This window comes from Labilibaculum filiforme (assembly GCF_002843315.1).
GTDB lineage: Bacteria > Bacteroidota > Bacteroidia > Bacteroidales > Marinifilaceae > Labilibaculum > Labilibaculum filiforme.
On record NZ_MVDD01000012.1, the window covers coordinates 22,828 to 39,264 of the forward strand.

The 16,437-nt window shown below is 37.4% G+C and carries 6 protein-coding genes; 5 read left to right on the forward strand and 1 reads right to left on the reverse strand.

What is annotated here, in order from left to right; genetic code table 11:
• Positions 1-7: 7 nt before the first annotated feature.
• Positions 8-739: a hypothetical protein gene (locus BZG02_RS14910; RefSeq protein ID WP_101262243.1), complete on the reverse strand. Its 732-nt coding sequence runs from the start codon at positions 737-739 to the stop codon at positions 8-10.
• 263 nt (positions 740-1,002) lie between these two features.
• On the opposite strand from BZG02_RS14910, the gene BZG02_RS14915 reads away from it, so the two are divergent.
• The 5 genes from BZG02_RS14915 (at position 1,003) to BZG02_RS14935 (ending at position 16,435) form a co-directional block, all read left to right on the forward strand.
• Positions 1,003-1,917 (forward strand): glutaminase, encoded by a 915-nt coding sequence (locus BZG02_RS14915; protein WP_101262244.1) that lies wholly within the window; start codon positions 1,003-1,005, stop codon positions 1,915-1,917.
• A gap of 183 nt (positions 1,918-2,100) precedes the next feature.
• A complete protein-coding gene (locus BZG02_RS14920) occupies positions 2,101-2,640 on the forward strand; it encodes a carbonic anhydrase (RefSeq protein ID WP_101262245.1) in 540 nt (179 codons plus the stop codon).
• 111 nt (positions 2,641-2,751) lie between these two features.
• A complete protein-coding gene (gene rluF, locus BZG02_RS14925; RefSeq protein ID WP_101262246.1) occupies positions 2,752-3,477 on the forward strand; it encodes a 23S rRNA pseudouridine(2604) synthase RluF in 726 nt (241 codons plus the stop codon).
• Between the two features lie 536 nt (positions 3,478-4,013).
• Positions 4,014-15,410 (forward strand): T9SS type B sorting domain-containing protein, encoded by an 11,397-nt coding sequence (locus BZG02_RS14930; RefSeq protein WP_143470488.1) that lies wholly within the window; start codon positions 4,014-4,016, stop codon positions 15,408-15,410.
• Complete coding sequence (locus BZG02_RS14935) at positions 15,410-16,435, forward strand: PorP/SprF family type IX secretion system membrane protein (RefSeq protein ID WP_101262248.1); 1,026 nt, start codon at positions 15,410-15,412, stop codon at positions 16,433-16,435. Before BZG02_RS14930 ends, BZG02_RS14935 begins: the two co-directional genes overlap by 1 nt.
• Positions 16,436-16,437 lie beyond the last annotated feature (2 nt).

Here is a 16,437-nt window from a genome sequence, read left to right on the forward strand (position 1 = left end):
CTCCTATTTATAAATCCAATTGAATTCCAACTAAAAAACGAGGCATAAATTTAGGCTGATCGACAGCTTTATCTGCATCTTTATATCTAAAATTGGTATCCGTTTCGTTATTAGTTCTTGCATTAACATTGTCATTATCGGGATAATAGGATGTATCGTGACCTTGAAGTTTTGCAGGTAAGTAATAGTCTAATCCACCAATAATAATTAATTTAAGGCCATCGGAAATTTTATAATGGCTTTCAAAACCACCACCAAATCCAAATTGTGGGCTAGTAACATCGAAATCTTCATTACCTCCCACATATTTAAAATTACCTCGGAATTTAGAGTAGCGCGGACCAATAAACCAGTACGAGGAAGTATTCCCCATTAGTGTCATTGGTTTTAGAAAATCAATACGAGCATCTATACTGTGCCCTTTTTCTTCAGGCACACCATTGGTTGCATTATTAATGAAAATTCTGCGAGCATCGGCCGAACTTCCAGGATTTAGCCATGTATATCCTACTCCAAAGCGAATGTCAAAGGGGAATTCTGTAGAAAGCTCATGAAGAACAAGACTAGCTCCCATATTAATTCCTCTATTGAGTCCTGCTGTAAATTGAAAATCAGTTTTTTGCTTAAATTTATTTTGCTCCTGAGCTTTTATGCTCGATGCAAATAGGAGCAAGAAAAGTATCGCCGGTAAGTATTTTTTAATTTTCTTCTGTTGCATAATGATAAAATGATTATTCATGATTTTGGTATATAACGCCTTTGGTATTTTTATATTGTGTTTCGTAATTGCTTAAAATAGAGGAGTATTGAGCTATGTCGCGTATTTGCTGAGAAAGAGATCTTATATTCTTTTAAATTATTTATAATATGAGATTTCTTGCTGTTCATTTTTACCATTTGTCAAAGTTTTTAAGCGCGAGCAGAGGGTAGGAATCTCTTTTTAATTAGAATAGGATTTTACGGTTCAAAATGTAACTTTAAACCCATCTAAAATATAGTTATATGGATTACCAAAAGATATTTACGGAGATTTTAAAAAAGATGGATGGATATAAAGATTCAGGGAGTCCTGCTTCTTATATTCCCGAACTTCGCAATGTTGACTCCAGTAAGTTTGGGGTTCATTTAATTACTAATACTAATGAAAATTATAGTTTGGGAGATTCGGAAGAGAAATTCTCCATTCAAAGTATTTCAAAAGTTCTTTCGTTAGTGATGGCATATCGCCTGGAAGATAAGGATTTGTGGAAAAGAGTAGGAGTTGAACCTTCGGGAACACCATTTAATTCGCTGGTGCAATTAGAATACGATCAGGGAATTCCTCGAAACCCTTTTATTAATGCGGGCGCATTGGTTGTTTGTGATGTTTTAGTGGATCATTTTGAAAATCCGAAGGAAGAATTTCTGAATTTTGTTAGGAGTCTATCGGGTAATTCAAAACTCGAATATTGTTCGCGTATTGCTGAATCCGAAAAATCGACAAGCTATAGAAATGCGGCATTAATTAATTTAATGAAGGATCTTGGGAATATCCGTAATGATATTAATACGGTTTTGGACTTTTATTTTAATTTGTGTTCCATCGAAATGACTTGTCGTGAACTTGCGCGAACTTTTCTTTTTTTAGCTTCGTATGGAATCGATCCGATAACAAAAGAACGATATTTAAGCTCGAGTAAATCGAAAAGAATTAATGCTGTAATGCAATTGTGTGGATTTTACGATGAAGCTGGTGAATTTTCTTTTAAGGTTGGATTACCGGGAAAGAGTGGAGTTGGCGGAGGGATTGTTGCTATACTTCCCAATCAATATTGTATCGCAGTTTGGAGTCCCAGATTAAATAAAAAAGGAAATTCGAGCAAAGGAATGAAATTTTTAGAGCTGTTTACCAGCGAAACAGAAGCTTCTATATTTTAACTGGTATGGAAAACATTGCTGACTATAAGTTTGTACGCATAGCTCTACTGAATCTTTCCATTATAAATTATTTATTCATACTTTTTTGTTCTTGTACAGAGCAATCATTTGTTTATCTTTAAAATCATTCTAAAAACACTCCGTTCTAAAATAATGAGTTTTAGACGCGCAAGAAATATCAACATGAATCAACTATTAGCTATTAATTGTATAGAGGATATTATACCTGAATATCGACATACACCAATTGGTCTACTTTTGGAATACCATAATTTAGGTCGTCCCTATGCTACTTATTCCGAAGCACAACTTTTGGTTGGTATGTGCATGGATAATCGAAAACATTTGAAAATACCTGAAAATTTCTCGTATATAATTCGTTCTGGAGGAGCAAATTTACGGTACAGTGAGTTTAAAGTTTCTTATGCTATTTCGGTTGGTAAAGTTAAGCACATTGCATTGATTGGTCACGATAATTGTGGGATGGTTAATTTGCATTCTCGCAAAGATGAATTTATTCGCGGATTAGTGGGCATTGCAGGTTGGACTACTGAAAGAGCGGAAGAACATTTCACTAATTTTGCTCCGATGTTTGAAATCGGAAATGCAATGGAATTTGTTGTGATGGAAGCGAAACGCTTGCGTGTAAAATATCCGAAAATTACCATTGCTCCTTTATTTTATCATGTTGAAACAAACCGTTTATCGATAGTCAAAGAATAAACTTTTAAGCGGTTGAGGGGGTAGCGCTTTTTGCAAGAATAACCTGAAAATTGCGGATATTAGATTTATTCCTTTAGTTTTGCGTTTAAACTAGTGTGAAGTAGATTATACATGGAATTAAAACGACTAAATAAGGCAATTGCCGAAACAGGATATTGTTCACGTAGAGAGGCTGATAAGCTAATTGAGAGTGGAAGGGTTAAGGTAAACGGAACAACCGCCGATTTAGGCGTTAAGGTATCAAGTGAGGATACCATCAAGGTAAAAGGGCAAATTATTACCAAGCAAGTCGGAAATATCTATTTGGCATTTAACAAACCAATTGGGATTACCTGTACTACCGATACCCATATCAAAGGTAATATTATTACCTTTCTTAATTATCCAGAGCGAATTTTTCCTATCGGACGATTAGATAAACCAAGTGAAGGTCTGATTTTTTTGACCAATGATGGGGACATCGTGAATAAAATTTTGCGCTCACGAAATAATCATGAAAAAGAATATTTGGTTCGTGTTAATAAACGAATAACTTCCGATTTTATAAAAAAAATGGGCAATGGTGTTCCTGTTTTAGATACCGTGACTAAAAAATGTAAAGTGTGGAAAGTAGATGATTTTACATTTAAAATAATACTTACCCAAGGTTTAAATAGACAAATTCGTAGAATGTGCGAATACCTCGATTATAATGTGAAAGGCTTGCAAAGGCTTCGAATTATGAACATCTCTTTAGGTCATTTAAAAATTGGGAAATATCGTTCATTTACCAAAAATGAATTACAAACCTTGCTAAATTTGTGCGAGGATTCTGCCAAAACTTTCGAGGAGATTTAAAATCGGTTTTTGACTGGGAAATAATTAAATATTGATTACTTTTTTTCTAATCTTGATGGAATTTAATTAAGATAGGGAGCTACTGAGTATATAGTTTTAATATTGAAAAAGTGTATTAAAGCTATTAGGAAAGAATTATGTCTAATAGTTGCTGTAATTATTATTAAATCCTTTTTAATTATCTATTAGAGAGTAGTCTATCTTTTCTCTGCATAGCCTGGTGTTGCATAATTAAATTAGCAATTAAGCTCCTTCAATTTCGTAAATATTTCTTTTTTACAGGGTATCCTTCCTATTTTTTATTGCATACATCAATCATGGAATTTTATTTAGTTTCAATTTTAATAAAACTTAAACAAGTGGATAATTTACTTATAATGTGACAGTTGTATATTTTTTTGATGAAGGGGGCGTCATGACATGAAAAAAACCAAACTTTAATCAGCAAATTTACGTAATTAAAACAGTAAAAGTGTTGTTTCATCAAAATTCCACACTTCGAATATTTGGAATAAATGGTTAATGAAGAAGTAAATATGAAAAGATTTCTACAGCTTATTTATGTTACGATTGTTATTGGAATTAGTTCTTATTCTGGAGTGTCGCAGATTCTACGACCTGTAAACGATACAACAATCTGTGTTGGCGAATCGGTTGTATTAGAGGCGCAATCTGGTTCCTACATGTACAATTGGAGTACTGGTCAGCTTTCTCCTAAAATTAGTGTTTCTCCAGTAGTCACAACAACTTATAATCTTCGTGTTTTTATTCCAGATACAGGAACAGAGTTAATTACCAATGGTGATTTTGATTTTGGAAATACAGGTATTAATAGTGAATATATTTATTGTCCGGATCCTGTTCTTTCTTCTGCAAGTCATTCTAATACACAATCTTTATGGATGGAAGGAAGATATGCCGTTGATAGTAATCCGCAAGCTTATCATGCTAACTTTTCATCTTGTAACGGACATTCGGGTAACAGTCCGGATAAAATGCTGATTGTGAATGGTGCTCCAGACGAAAATGTAGTAGTTTGGAGTCAGACAATAACAGTGGTTCCAAACCAATATTATGCTTTTTCAACTTGGGCATCAAATGTTCATCCAACCAATCCAGCCAGACTGGAATTTATGATTGATGGTATTTTAATGGGAGATTATATTGAACCAAGTGCTGGTTTAACTTGTAATTGGGAAGAATTTTATTCGTTGTGGTATTCAGGTACAAAAACTTCTATTAAAATATCAATTGTAAATAAAAATTTAATTCGAAGTGGTAACGATTATGCTTTAGATGGGATCTCTTTTAATCCTTTGGTGGAAGTTCCAGACAGTAGAACTATTACTGTTCTTGAACCTGCGATAGTTGATGCAGGTGCCGATATTGCAATATGTGGAAATGAAGTAGCTAACTTAAGTGCAGTAGTTTCCAATCAAACCGGTTTTTTGTGGTCAACTTCAGGTGATGGTTCATTTTCTAATTCATCAAATATTAATTCTACTTATACTCCAGGAAGTAACGATGTAGCTAATGGAAGTGTACAACTAACTGCAACCGCAAATTCTAATTCTCCATGTGGAACTGTTTCTGATTTTTTAACTTTGACTTTGAATCCAATTCCATTTGTTGGTTTTGGTGATAATCAGGCTTCTTGTGATGGTGGAAATGTTATTTTAGATGCTCAAAATTCAGGTTCTAGCTATTCTTGGAATACTGGTGAAACTTCGCAAACCATCGAAGTGTCAACGGCAGGAACTTATTCTGTAGAGGTAATTAATGCTTTTAATTGTGTTGTTACAGATACGGTTTACGTTGGTTTTTACGAAAATTTAAGCATCGATCTTGGGCCGGACCGTATTGTTTGTTCTGGGGAGCCGGTGGTTTTAAATGCCGGAATTTCGGGGGCTACTTATCTTTGGAGTACGGGAGAAAACACCCAAGAGATTATTGTGTATAATGATGGTAACTACTCTGTTACAGTTACTAATTCGTATGGTTGTAATGCTACCGACGATATTAATGTGACCTTGGTTCCACCTCCGGTGGTTGATTTAGGACCTGATCAGGTATTGAATACAGGAGACGTAATTCGATTGGATGCGGGAAGTCATTATTTCTATGTTTGGGATGATGGATCTAGAAATAGATATTTAGATGTTGACAAACCTGGTTTGTACGCTGTTCGTGTTTATGATAGGAATGGTTGTTCTGCTATGGATATGGTTAATATTATTAGCGCTACAGGTACTGTGCCCGATGTTACTTTAAATGATACAATTATATGTAGAGATGAATCGGTTGAATTGTATGCAGGAAACGACTTCTTATTTAATTGGGATGTTGATGGACTTTCGTCGAGAGTTGTAGTGTCGCCCGATTCAACAACAACCTATCATTTACGGGTCTTTTATGTTGATGAAACATTAGAATTAGTCGAGAATGGTGATTTTACTCTAGGAAGAACGAATTTTGAAAGTGATTATTATTATTGTTCATATGCTAGGTGGTGTAGATCTCGTTCAAGTAAATATACAGTTAGTAGTAATACTGAATATTTTGGTTCCGATAAAAGTGATTGTTCAGGGGTTACAGGAAATTCATCAGACCAGATGATGGTGATTGAAGGAGGAGGTGTAAATACCACGGTTTGGGAGCAGGATATTGATGTTGATGCAGATAGTTATTATGTATTTGCTTTAAATATTACCAATCTTAAGAGTGATAGTTTTGACGATTTTGAGTTAGTGATAAATGGAGTCGTTATTGAAAGGTTTAGTACGAATTCCCCTTGTAATTGGGATAAGTATCAACGATTGGTTTATTCTGACACATCAAATTCTTTAAATATTCAAATTAATAATGTCAGTACAAGTGGTTCCAATAATGCTTTTGCATTAGACGGTATTAGTATGTATAAATTGTCGGAGATACCATTAGACGTTACAGTTGAGGTAATTCAGCATGTAACTGCTGATGCTGGTCCTGATCTTGCTATTTGTGAGTTGGGTACCGCTAGTTTGAGTGGTGGTGTTACAAATGAATCTTCCTTTACGTGGAGAAGTTTTGGAGATGGAAGTTTTGATAATACTGGAATTCTAAATCCAAATTATACCCCTGGTAGTGCTGATGTTTTAAATGGATACGTTGATTTAGAGTTAAGTGCACAACCAATTATTCCTTGTGTAATGCCTGCATTAGATACAGTTCGGGTTGATATCAATAGTAATTTGAATGTTAATTTGGGAATTGATCAGGAAATATGTGAAGGAAATACGATTACACTTGATGCTGGTAATGCTGGAGGTACTTATTTGTGGAATACCGGAGAAACAACACAGACGATTATTGTCAATACAACTGGAACTTATTCGGTTACTGTAACTGATGTAAATGGATGTTCAGGAACTGATGATATTGATATTACCGTTCATGCAAACCCCATTGTTGATTTGGGTGCAGATCAGGAAGAGTGTAATGGAAATAATATCATGTTTGATGCAGGACATCCTGGTTCTACTTATTTATGGAGTACCGGAGAAACAATTCAAGGGATTTTAGTGACTACTTCCGGAAATTATTCAGTTGTAATGACCGATGCCAACGGATGTAGCGCTACAGATGATGTAAATGCTACGATTCATGCCAATCCTCTTGTTGATTTAGGAATTGATCAAGAAATTTGCGCAGGAAACAGCATCACATTCGATGCAGGAAATACAGGTGCTACTTATTTATGGAGTACCGGAGCAACAACACAAACTATAACAGTTGCTACTTCAGGAAATTATTCGGTTACAATAACCGATGCAAACGGATGTACCGCTACAGACGATGCAAATGCTACGATTCATGCAAATCCAGTTGTTGATTTAGGAATTGATCAATCAACTTGTGCAGGTGGAACAATTACTTTCGATGCAGGAAATGTAGGTGCTACTTATTTATGGTCTACCGGAGAAACGACTCAGACGATTTCTGTTTCTACTTCAGGAAATTACTCGGTTACAATTACCGATGCCAACGGATGTAGCGCAACAGATGATGCAAATGCTACGATCCATGCGAATCCGGTTGTTGATTTAGGAATTGATCAAGAAATTTGCGCAGGAAACAGCATCACATTTGATGCTGGAAATATTGGCGCGACTTATTTATGGAGTACTGGAGAAACAACACAAACTATAACAGTTGCTACTTCAGGAAATTACAGCGTAACAATCACTGATGCCAACGGATGTACCGCTACAGACGATGCAAATGCTACGATTCATGCGAATCCAACAGTAAATTTGGGTGCAGACCAGGAAGTTTGTGCTGGTGGAACAATTACATTTGATGCTGGAAATATTGGAGCGACTTATTTATGGAGTACCGGAGAAACAACACAAGCTATAACAGTTGCTACTTCAGGTAACTATTCAGTAACCATCACTGATGCAAATGGTTGTACCGCTACAGACGATGCAAATGCAACGATCCATGCGAATCCGGTTGTTGATTTAGGAATTGATCAAGAAACTTGTGCAGGAAACAGCATCACATTTGATGCTGGAAATACAGGAGCTACTTACTTGTGGAGTACCGGAGAAACAACACAAACTATAACAGTTGCTACTTCAGGAAATTACGGCGTAACAATCACTGACGCCAACGGATGTAGCGCAACAGATGATGCAAATGCAACGATCCATGCGAATCCGGTTGTTGATTTAGGAATTGATCAAGAAACTTGCGCAGGTGGCACGATTACTTTCGATGCTGGAAATACAGGAGCTACTTACTTGTGGAGTACCGGAGCAACAACACAAACTATAACAGTTGCTACTTCAGGAAATTACTCGGTTACAATAACCGATGCCAACGGATGTAGCGCTACAGACGATGCAAATGCTACGATTCATGCAAATCCTCTTGTTGATTTAGGAATTGATCAATCAACTTGCGCAGGTGGCACGATTACTTTTGATGCTGGAAATGCAGGTGCTACTTATTTATGGAGTACAGGAGCAACAACACAAACTATAACAGTTGCTACTTCAGGAAATTACTCGGTTACAATAACCGATGCCAACGGATGTACTGCAACAGATGATGCAAATGCAACGATTCATGTGAATCCTCTTGTTGATTTAGGAATTGATCAATCAACTTGTGCAGGTGGCACGATTACTTTTGATGCTGGAAATGCAGGTGCTACTTATTTATGGCCTACCGGAGAAACAACACAAACTATAACAGTTGCTACTTCAGGAAATTACTCGGTTACAATAACCGATGCCAACGGATGTAGCGCAACAGATGATGTAAATGCTACGATTCATGTAAATCCAGTTGTTGATTTAGGAATTGATCAAGAAACTTGCGCAGGTGGAACAATTACATTTGATGCAGGAAATGCAGGTGCAACTTATTTATGGTCTACTGGAGAAACAACACAAACTATAACAGTTGCTACTTCAGGAAATTACTCGGTTGCAATAACTGATGCCAACGGATGTACCGCTACAGATGATGCAAATGCTACGATTCATGCAAATCCAACAGTAAATTTGGGTGCAGATCAGGAAATATGTGCTGGTGGAACAATTACTTTCGATGCTGGTAATGCTGGAGCTACTTATTTGTGGAATACCGGAGAAACAACACAGACGATTATTGTCAATACAACTGGAACTTATTCGGTTACTGTAACTGATGTAAATGGATGTTCAGGAACTGATGATATTGATATTACCGTTCATGCAAACCCCATTGTTGATTTGGGTGCAGATCAGGAAGAGTGTAATGGAAATAATATCATGTTTGATGCAGGACATCCTGGTTCTACTTATTTATGGAGTACCGGAGAAACAACACAAACTATAACAGTTGCTATTTCCGGAAATTACTCGGTTACAATAACCGATGCCAACGGATGTATCGCAACAGATGATGCAAATGCTACGATTCATGCAAATCCAACAGTAGATTTAGGAATTGATCAAGAAACTTGCGCAGGTGGCACAATTACATTTGATGCAGGAAATGCAGGTGCAACTTATTTATGGTCTACTGGAGAAACAACACAAACTATAACAGTTGCTACTTCCGGAAATTACTCGGTTACAATAACCGATGCCAACGGATGTACTGCAACGGATGATGCAAATGCAACGATTCATGCAAATCCTCTTGTTGATTTAGGAATTGATCAATCAACTTGTGCAGGAAATAGCATCACATTCGATGCTGGAAATGCAGGTGCTACTTATTTATGGTCTACCGGAGAAACAACACAAACTATAACAGTTGCTACTTCAGGAAATTACAGCGTAACAATCACTGATGCAAACGGATGTTCGGCAACAGATGACGCAGATGCAACAATCCATGCAAATCCGGTTGTTGATTTAGGAATTGATCAAGAAACTTGTGCAGGTGGCACGATTACTTTTGATGCTGAAAATGCAGGTGCTACTTATGTATGGAGTACCGGAGAAACAACACAAGCTATAACAGTTGCTACTTCAGGTAACTATTTGGTTACTATTACCGATGCCAACGGATGTAGCGCAACAGATGATGCAAATGCAATAATTCATGCGAATCCAATCGTAAACCTGGGTTCAGATCAGGAAACTTGTGCAGGTGGTACAATTACTTTCGATGCAGGAAATGCAGGTGCTACTTATTTATGGAGTACCGGAGAAACAACACAAACTATAACAGTTTCAGTAAGTGGTAACTATTCAGTAACCATCACTGACGCCAATGGTTGTACTGCAACAGGTGATGCAAATGCAACGATTCATGCAAATCCTCTTGTTGATTTAGGAATTGACCAGGAAATATGTGCAGGTGGCACGATTACTTTTGATGCAGGAAATATTGGCGCGACTTATTTATGGAGTACCGGAGAAACAACTCAGACTATAACAGTTGCTACTTCAGGAAATTACTCGGTTACAATAACCGATGCCAACGGATGTACCGCAACAGATGATGCAAATGCTACGATTCATGCGAATCCAACAGTAAATTTGGGTGCAGACCAGGAAGTTTGTGCTGGTGGAACAATTACATTTGATGCCGGAAATGTAGGTTCAACTTATTTATGGTCTACTGGAGAAACAACACAAGCTATAACAGTTGCTACTTCAGGTAACTATTCAGTAACCATCACTGATGCAAACGGATGTAGTGCAACAGATGATGTAAATGCTACGATTCATGCAAATCCTCTTGTTGATTTAGGAATTGATCAATCAACTTGTGCAGGAAACAGCATCACATTCGATGCAGGAAATGCAGGTGCTACTTATTTATGGAGTACCGGAGCAACAACACAAACTATAACAGTTGCAACTTCCGGTAACTATTCAGTAACAATCACTGATGCCAACGGATGTACTGCAACAGATGATGCAAATGCAATGATTCATGCGAATCCAACAGTAGATTTAGGAATTGATCAAGAAACTTGCGCGGGAAACAGCATCACTTTTGATGCTGGAAATATTGGCGCGACTTATTTATGGAGTACCGGAGAAACAACACAAACTATAACAGTTGCAACTTCCGGAACTTACTCGGTTACAATAACCGATGCAAACGGATGTAGCGCAACAGATGATGCAAATGCTACGATTCATGCGAATCCAATAGTAGATTTAGGAATTGATCAATCAACTTGTGCCGGAAATAGCATCACATTCGATGCAGGAAATGCAGGTGCTACTTATTTATGGTCTACCGGAGAAACAACACAAACTATAACAGTTGCTACTTCAGGAAATTATTCGGTTACAATAACCGATGCCAACGGATGTACCGCAACAGATGATGCAAATGCTACGATTCATGCGAATCCAACAGTAAATTTGGGTGCAGATCAGGAAATATGTGCAGGTGGCACGATTACTTTTGATGCTGGAAATATTGGCGCGACTTATTTATGGAGTACCGGAGAAACAACACAAACTATAACAGTTGCTACTTCAGGAAATTATTCGGTTACAATAACCGATGCCAACGGATGTACCGCAACAGATGATGCAAATGCTACGATTCATGCGAATCCAACAGTAAATTTGGGTGCAGATCAGGAAATATGTGCAGGTGGCACGATTACTTTTGATGCTGGAAATATTGGCGCGACTTATTTATGGAGTACCGGAGAAACAACACAAACTATAACAGTTGCTACTTCAGGAAATTATTCGGTTACAATAACCGATGCCAACGGATGTACCGCAACAGATGATGCAAATGCTACGATTCATGCGAATCCAACAGTAGATTTAGGAATTGATCAAGAAACTTGCGCCGGAAATACAATCACATTTGATGCTGGAAATATTGGCGCGACTTATTTATGGAGTACCGGAGAAACAACACAAACTATAACAGTTGCTACTTCAGGAAATTACTCGGTTACTATTACCGATGCCAACGGATGTACTGCAACAGATGATGCAAATGCTACGATTCATGCAAATCCTCTTGTTGATTTAGGAATTGATCAATCAACTTGCGCAGGAAACAGCATCACTTTCGATGCAGAAAATGTAGGTGCTACTTATTTATGGAGTACCGGAGAAACAACACAAACTATAACAGTTGCTACTTCCGGAAATTACTCGGTTACAATAACCGATGCCAACGGATGTAGCGCAACAGATGATGCAAATGCAACGATTCATGCGAATCCTCTTGTTGATTTAGGAATTGATCAAGAAACTTGCGCCGGAAATACAATCACATTTGATGCTGGAAATATTGGCGCGACTTATTTATGGAGTACTGGAGCAACAACACAAACTATCACAGTTTCAGCAAGTGGTAATTATAGTGTAAGCATAACTGATGCAAACGGATGTACCGCTACAGATGATGCAAATGCTACGATTCATGCAAATCCTCTTGTTGATTTAGGAATTGATCAATCAACTTGTGCAGGAAACAGCATCACATTCGATGCAGGAAATACAGGTGCTACTTATTTATGGTCTACCGGAGAAACAACACAAACTATAACAGTTGCTACTTCAGGAAATTACTCGGTTACTATTACCGATGCCAACGGATGTAGCGCAACAGATGATGCAAATGCTACTATCCATGCCAATCCAGTAGTTGATTTAGGAATTGATCAATCAACTTGTGCAGGTGGCACGATTACTTTTGATGCTGGAAATATTGGCGCGACTTATTTATGGAGTACCGGAGCAACGACTCAGACGATTTCTGTTTCTACTTCAGGAAATTACTCGGTTACAATAACCGATGCCAATGGATGTAGCGCAACAGATGATGCAAATGCTACGATTCATGCAAATCCTCTTGTTGATTTAGGAATTGATCAAGAAACTTGCGCAGGAAACAGCATCACTTTTGATGCTGGAAATATTGGCGCGACTTGTTTATGGAGTACCGGAGCAACAACACAAACTATAACAGTTGCTACTTCAGGAAATTACTCGGTTACAATAACCGATGCCAACGGATGTACTGCAACAGATGATGTAAATGCTACGATTCATGCGAATCCAACAGTAAATTTGGGTGCAGACCAGGAAGTTTGTGCTGGTGGAACAATTACATTTGATGCTGGAAATATTGGAGCGACTTATTTATGGTCTACAGGAGCAACGACTCAGACAATCTCTGTTACCACTTCAGGAAATTACAGCGTAACAATAACCGATGCAAATGGATGTACCGCTACAGACGATGCAAATGCTACGATTCATGCGAATCCAACAGTAGATTTAGGAATTGATCAGTCAACTTGCGCAGGAAACAGCATCACATTTGATGCTGGAAATATTGGCGCGACTTATTTATGGAGTACCGGAGCAACTACTCAGACGATTTCTGTTTCAACTTCAGGTAACTATTCAGTAACCATCACTGACGCCAACGGATGTAGCGCAACAGATGATGCAAATGCAACGATTCATGCCAATCCTCTTGTTGATTTAGGAATTGATCAATCAACTTGTGCAGGAAACAGCATCACATTTGATGCTGAAAATGCAGGTGCTACTTATGTATGGAGTACCGGAGAAACAACACAAACTATAACAGTTGCAACTTCCGGAAATTACTCGGTTACAATAACCGATGCCAACGGATGTACTGCAACAGATGATGCAAATGCTACGATCCATGCAAATCCAACAGTAGATTTGGGTGCTGATCAATCATATTGTGATGAAGATTTGATCGTTCTTGATGCTGGGGTTCAAATTGGTAGTTATTTATGGAATACTGGTGAAACAACACATACAATTACCGTATCCGAAGCAAAAACGTACTCTGTTAATTTTACTGATGCCAACGGATGTACTGCAATAGATAGTATCAATGTAGAGTTTTATCCGTCTTTTAATTTTAAATTGTCCTATTCATCTAATTTGGTTTGTTATGGAGACTCTACGCATATTGAAGGTCCTATACAAGCAGGATATTCGTATCAATGGAATAAAGATGGAACGCAATTAGTAGGGGAAACTAATTATTCAATTAAGGCTGGAGATACAGGTTGGTACACTTTAAATATCATTAATGAAAATGGATGTTTTGCTTCTGATAGCATACATGTGGAGATAATACATTTACCAAATAATCCTCTTCCAAGTCAGATTGATATGTGTTTTGGGGAATCGGTTCTATTAGATATAGGTGATGGGGAAAGTTTTTTATGGAATGATGGAATAACAACTCAGACAAGATTGGCTTATAATAGTGGAGTATATTCTGTTGAAGTTCATGATTCGCATGGATGTATTGGCTATGATTCTGTGAGTGTAACTGTTCATGATCTTCCGCTAGTGGACTTGGGACCGGATTTATATATTTGTGAAGGAGAAGAGTTGATCATCGAAGCACCAGTTGGTTATCAAACGGAATGGATTCCGGGTGGACAGACAAAAGAAATTTATGTGTACGAAGATGGCGCTTATACTTTGAAAGCTACAGACGAGTTTGGTTGTGTAGGACTTGATGAAATTAAAATATTTGTTCATGATAATCCAGAAGTTTATTTAGGACGCGATACTGTAATTGCAGAGGGAACGACTCTTTTACTTGATGCTGGAAGTGGATATGTGCAATATGAGTGGAATAATCAGGAAAGTTCACAGTTCTTAAAAGTGAATCGCGATGGAGAATATGCGGTAAATGTAATTGATGTACATGGATGTCGAGGAAACGGAAAAGTAAAAGTAGCCGTGAATCCAGTCCCAAGCATAAATTTGGGTGGAAGTGCAGGTATTTGTCAAGGTACATCTCTTATGTTGGATCCAGGACACTGGGAAAGATATAGTTGGAGTACAGGAGAAACAACAAGAACAATTAATGTGAACAAAACAGGCGATTATATCGTAAGTGTTTGGGATGTATATGGAATAATGGGGATAGATACTTTACATGTAGAGGTTTATCCTAGTCCGGAAATAAATTTGACTGCTGATACTTTGAGTTTTTATAAAGGTCAGTCTGTTACAATAGATGCTGGCTCTGGTTACTCTTCTTACTATTGGAGTACAGGTTCCGATTGGAGAAGTATTGAGGTGGATCAAGCTGGAGATTATTCTATTCAGGTAACAAACAGTTATGGTTGTATTGCACAATCAACAGCTGCGGTTAAATTATTACAACCCAAAATGGTGGTTCCAAATGTATTTACGCCTAACGGAAAAGGTCCAAATGAGATTTTTTATCCAGTTTTTAAAGGTGTAGTTACTGATTTTGAATTGTATATTTATTCTCGTTGGGGAGAGCAGTTATTCGAGTTACGAAGAGATGTTGTTAGTAATAATGAATTGAAATACGATGGATGGAACGGAACCTATAAAGGCGAAGATGCAGAAATTGGGGTTTATGTGTGGATGATTTTTTACGGTGGTAAAGAACGAGCTCACGGGACAGTAACTTTATTTAGATAATGAGAAACGGACTGAAAATAGTTAGCATTTTTATACTATTATTGAATTCTTTAAACCTGTTTTCACAGGATGTAGAGTTCTCTCAGTTCTACGCGAATAAAATTTATTTAAATCCAGCATTTGCAGGTTCCGATTATGACCCTAGAATTTCACTTGGATACAGAAATCAATGGCCCGAATTAAACTCCGCATATATTAGTTATAGTGTGTCCTACGATCAATACGTAAATGCAATTGGTGGTGGTTTTGGATTGCAAATAATGCAGGATGAACAGGGAGATGGTACAATTAGTACTACAACGGCAAGCGCAATGTATGCATACACACTTCGGGTGTCTCGAGAGTTGTCGATTAAAACAGGCTTTCAGGTTTCATTTATTGAGCGAAAACTGGATGATACTAATTTTACTTATCCCGACCAAACAGATGAATTTTATATTAATGGGTTAATCAATCCATTTACTGGAGAGGGAGCAATTGACCGCTTAAACCGGAGTTATTTTGATTTTTCAACCGGAATGATTGCTTCCTATAAGAATTGGTTTGTTGGATTTGCAGCTCACCATGTAACCGAACCAGATGAAACATTTAAGGAGGAAAGTGACTATTCAAAATTACCTAGAAAGTTTACTTTGCATTGCGGAGTTAACGTGCCGGTTTTTCGAAATGGATTACAGCGATCTGCTTATAGTTTAGCACCTAACTTTTTATTTCAGCAACAAGGAACCAATAAACAATTAAATTATGGATTGTACCTTTCAAAAGGATCGATAATTTATGGAATGTGGTACAGAGATAATTTAGAGTTGGAATACGATGCAATAATCCTACAATTGGGAATAATTCGCGATTGGTGGCAAGTGTCTTATAGCTACGATAAAACGGTTTCTAAATTAATACATACCAATACCGGAGCTCACGAGATATCTTTTCTAATGAGATTTAAAAGTAGATCATCGGGATCTATGGAAAAAACTCTTCGCAAACGAAGACAAATTGGTAGAATTAAATGTCCGAAGTTTTAATG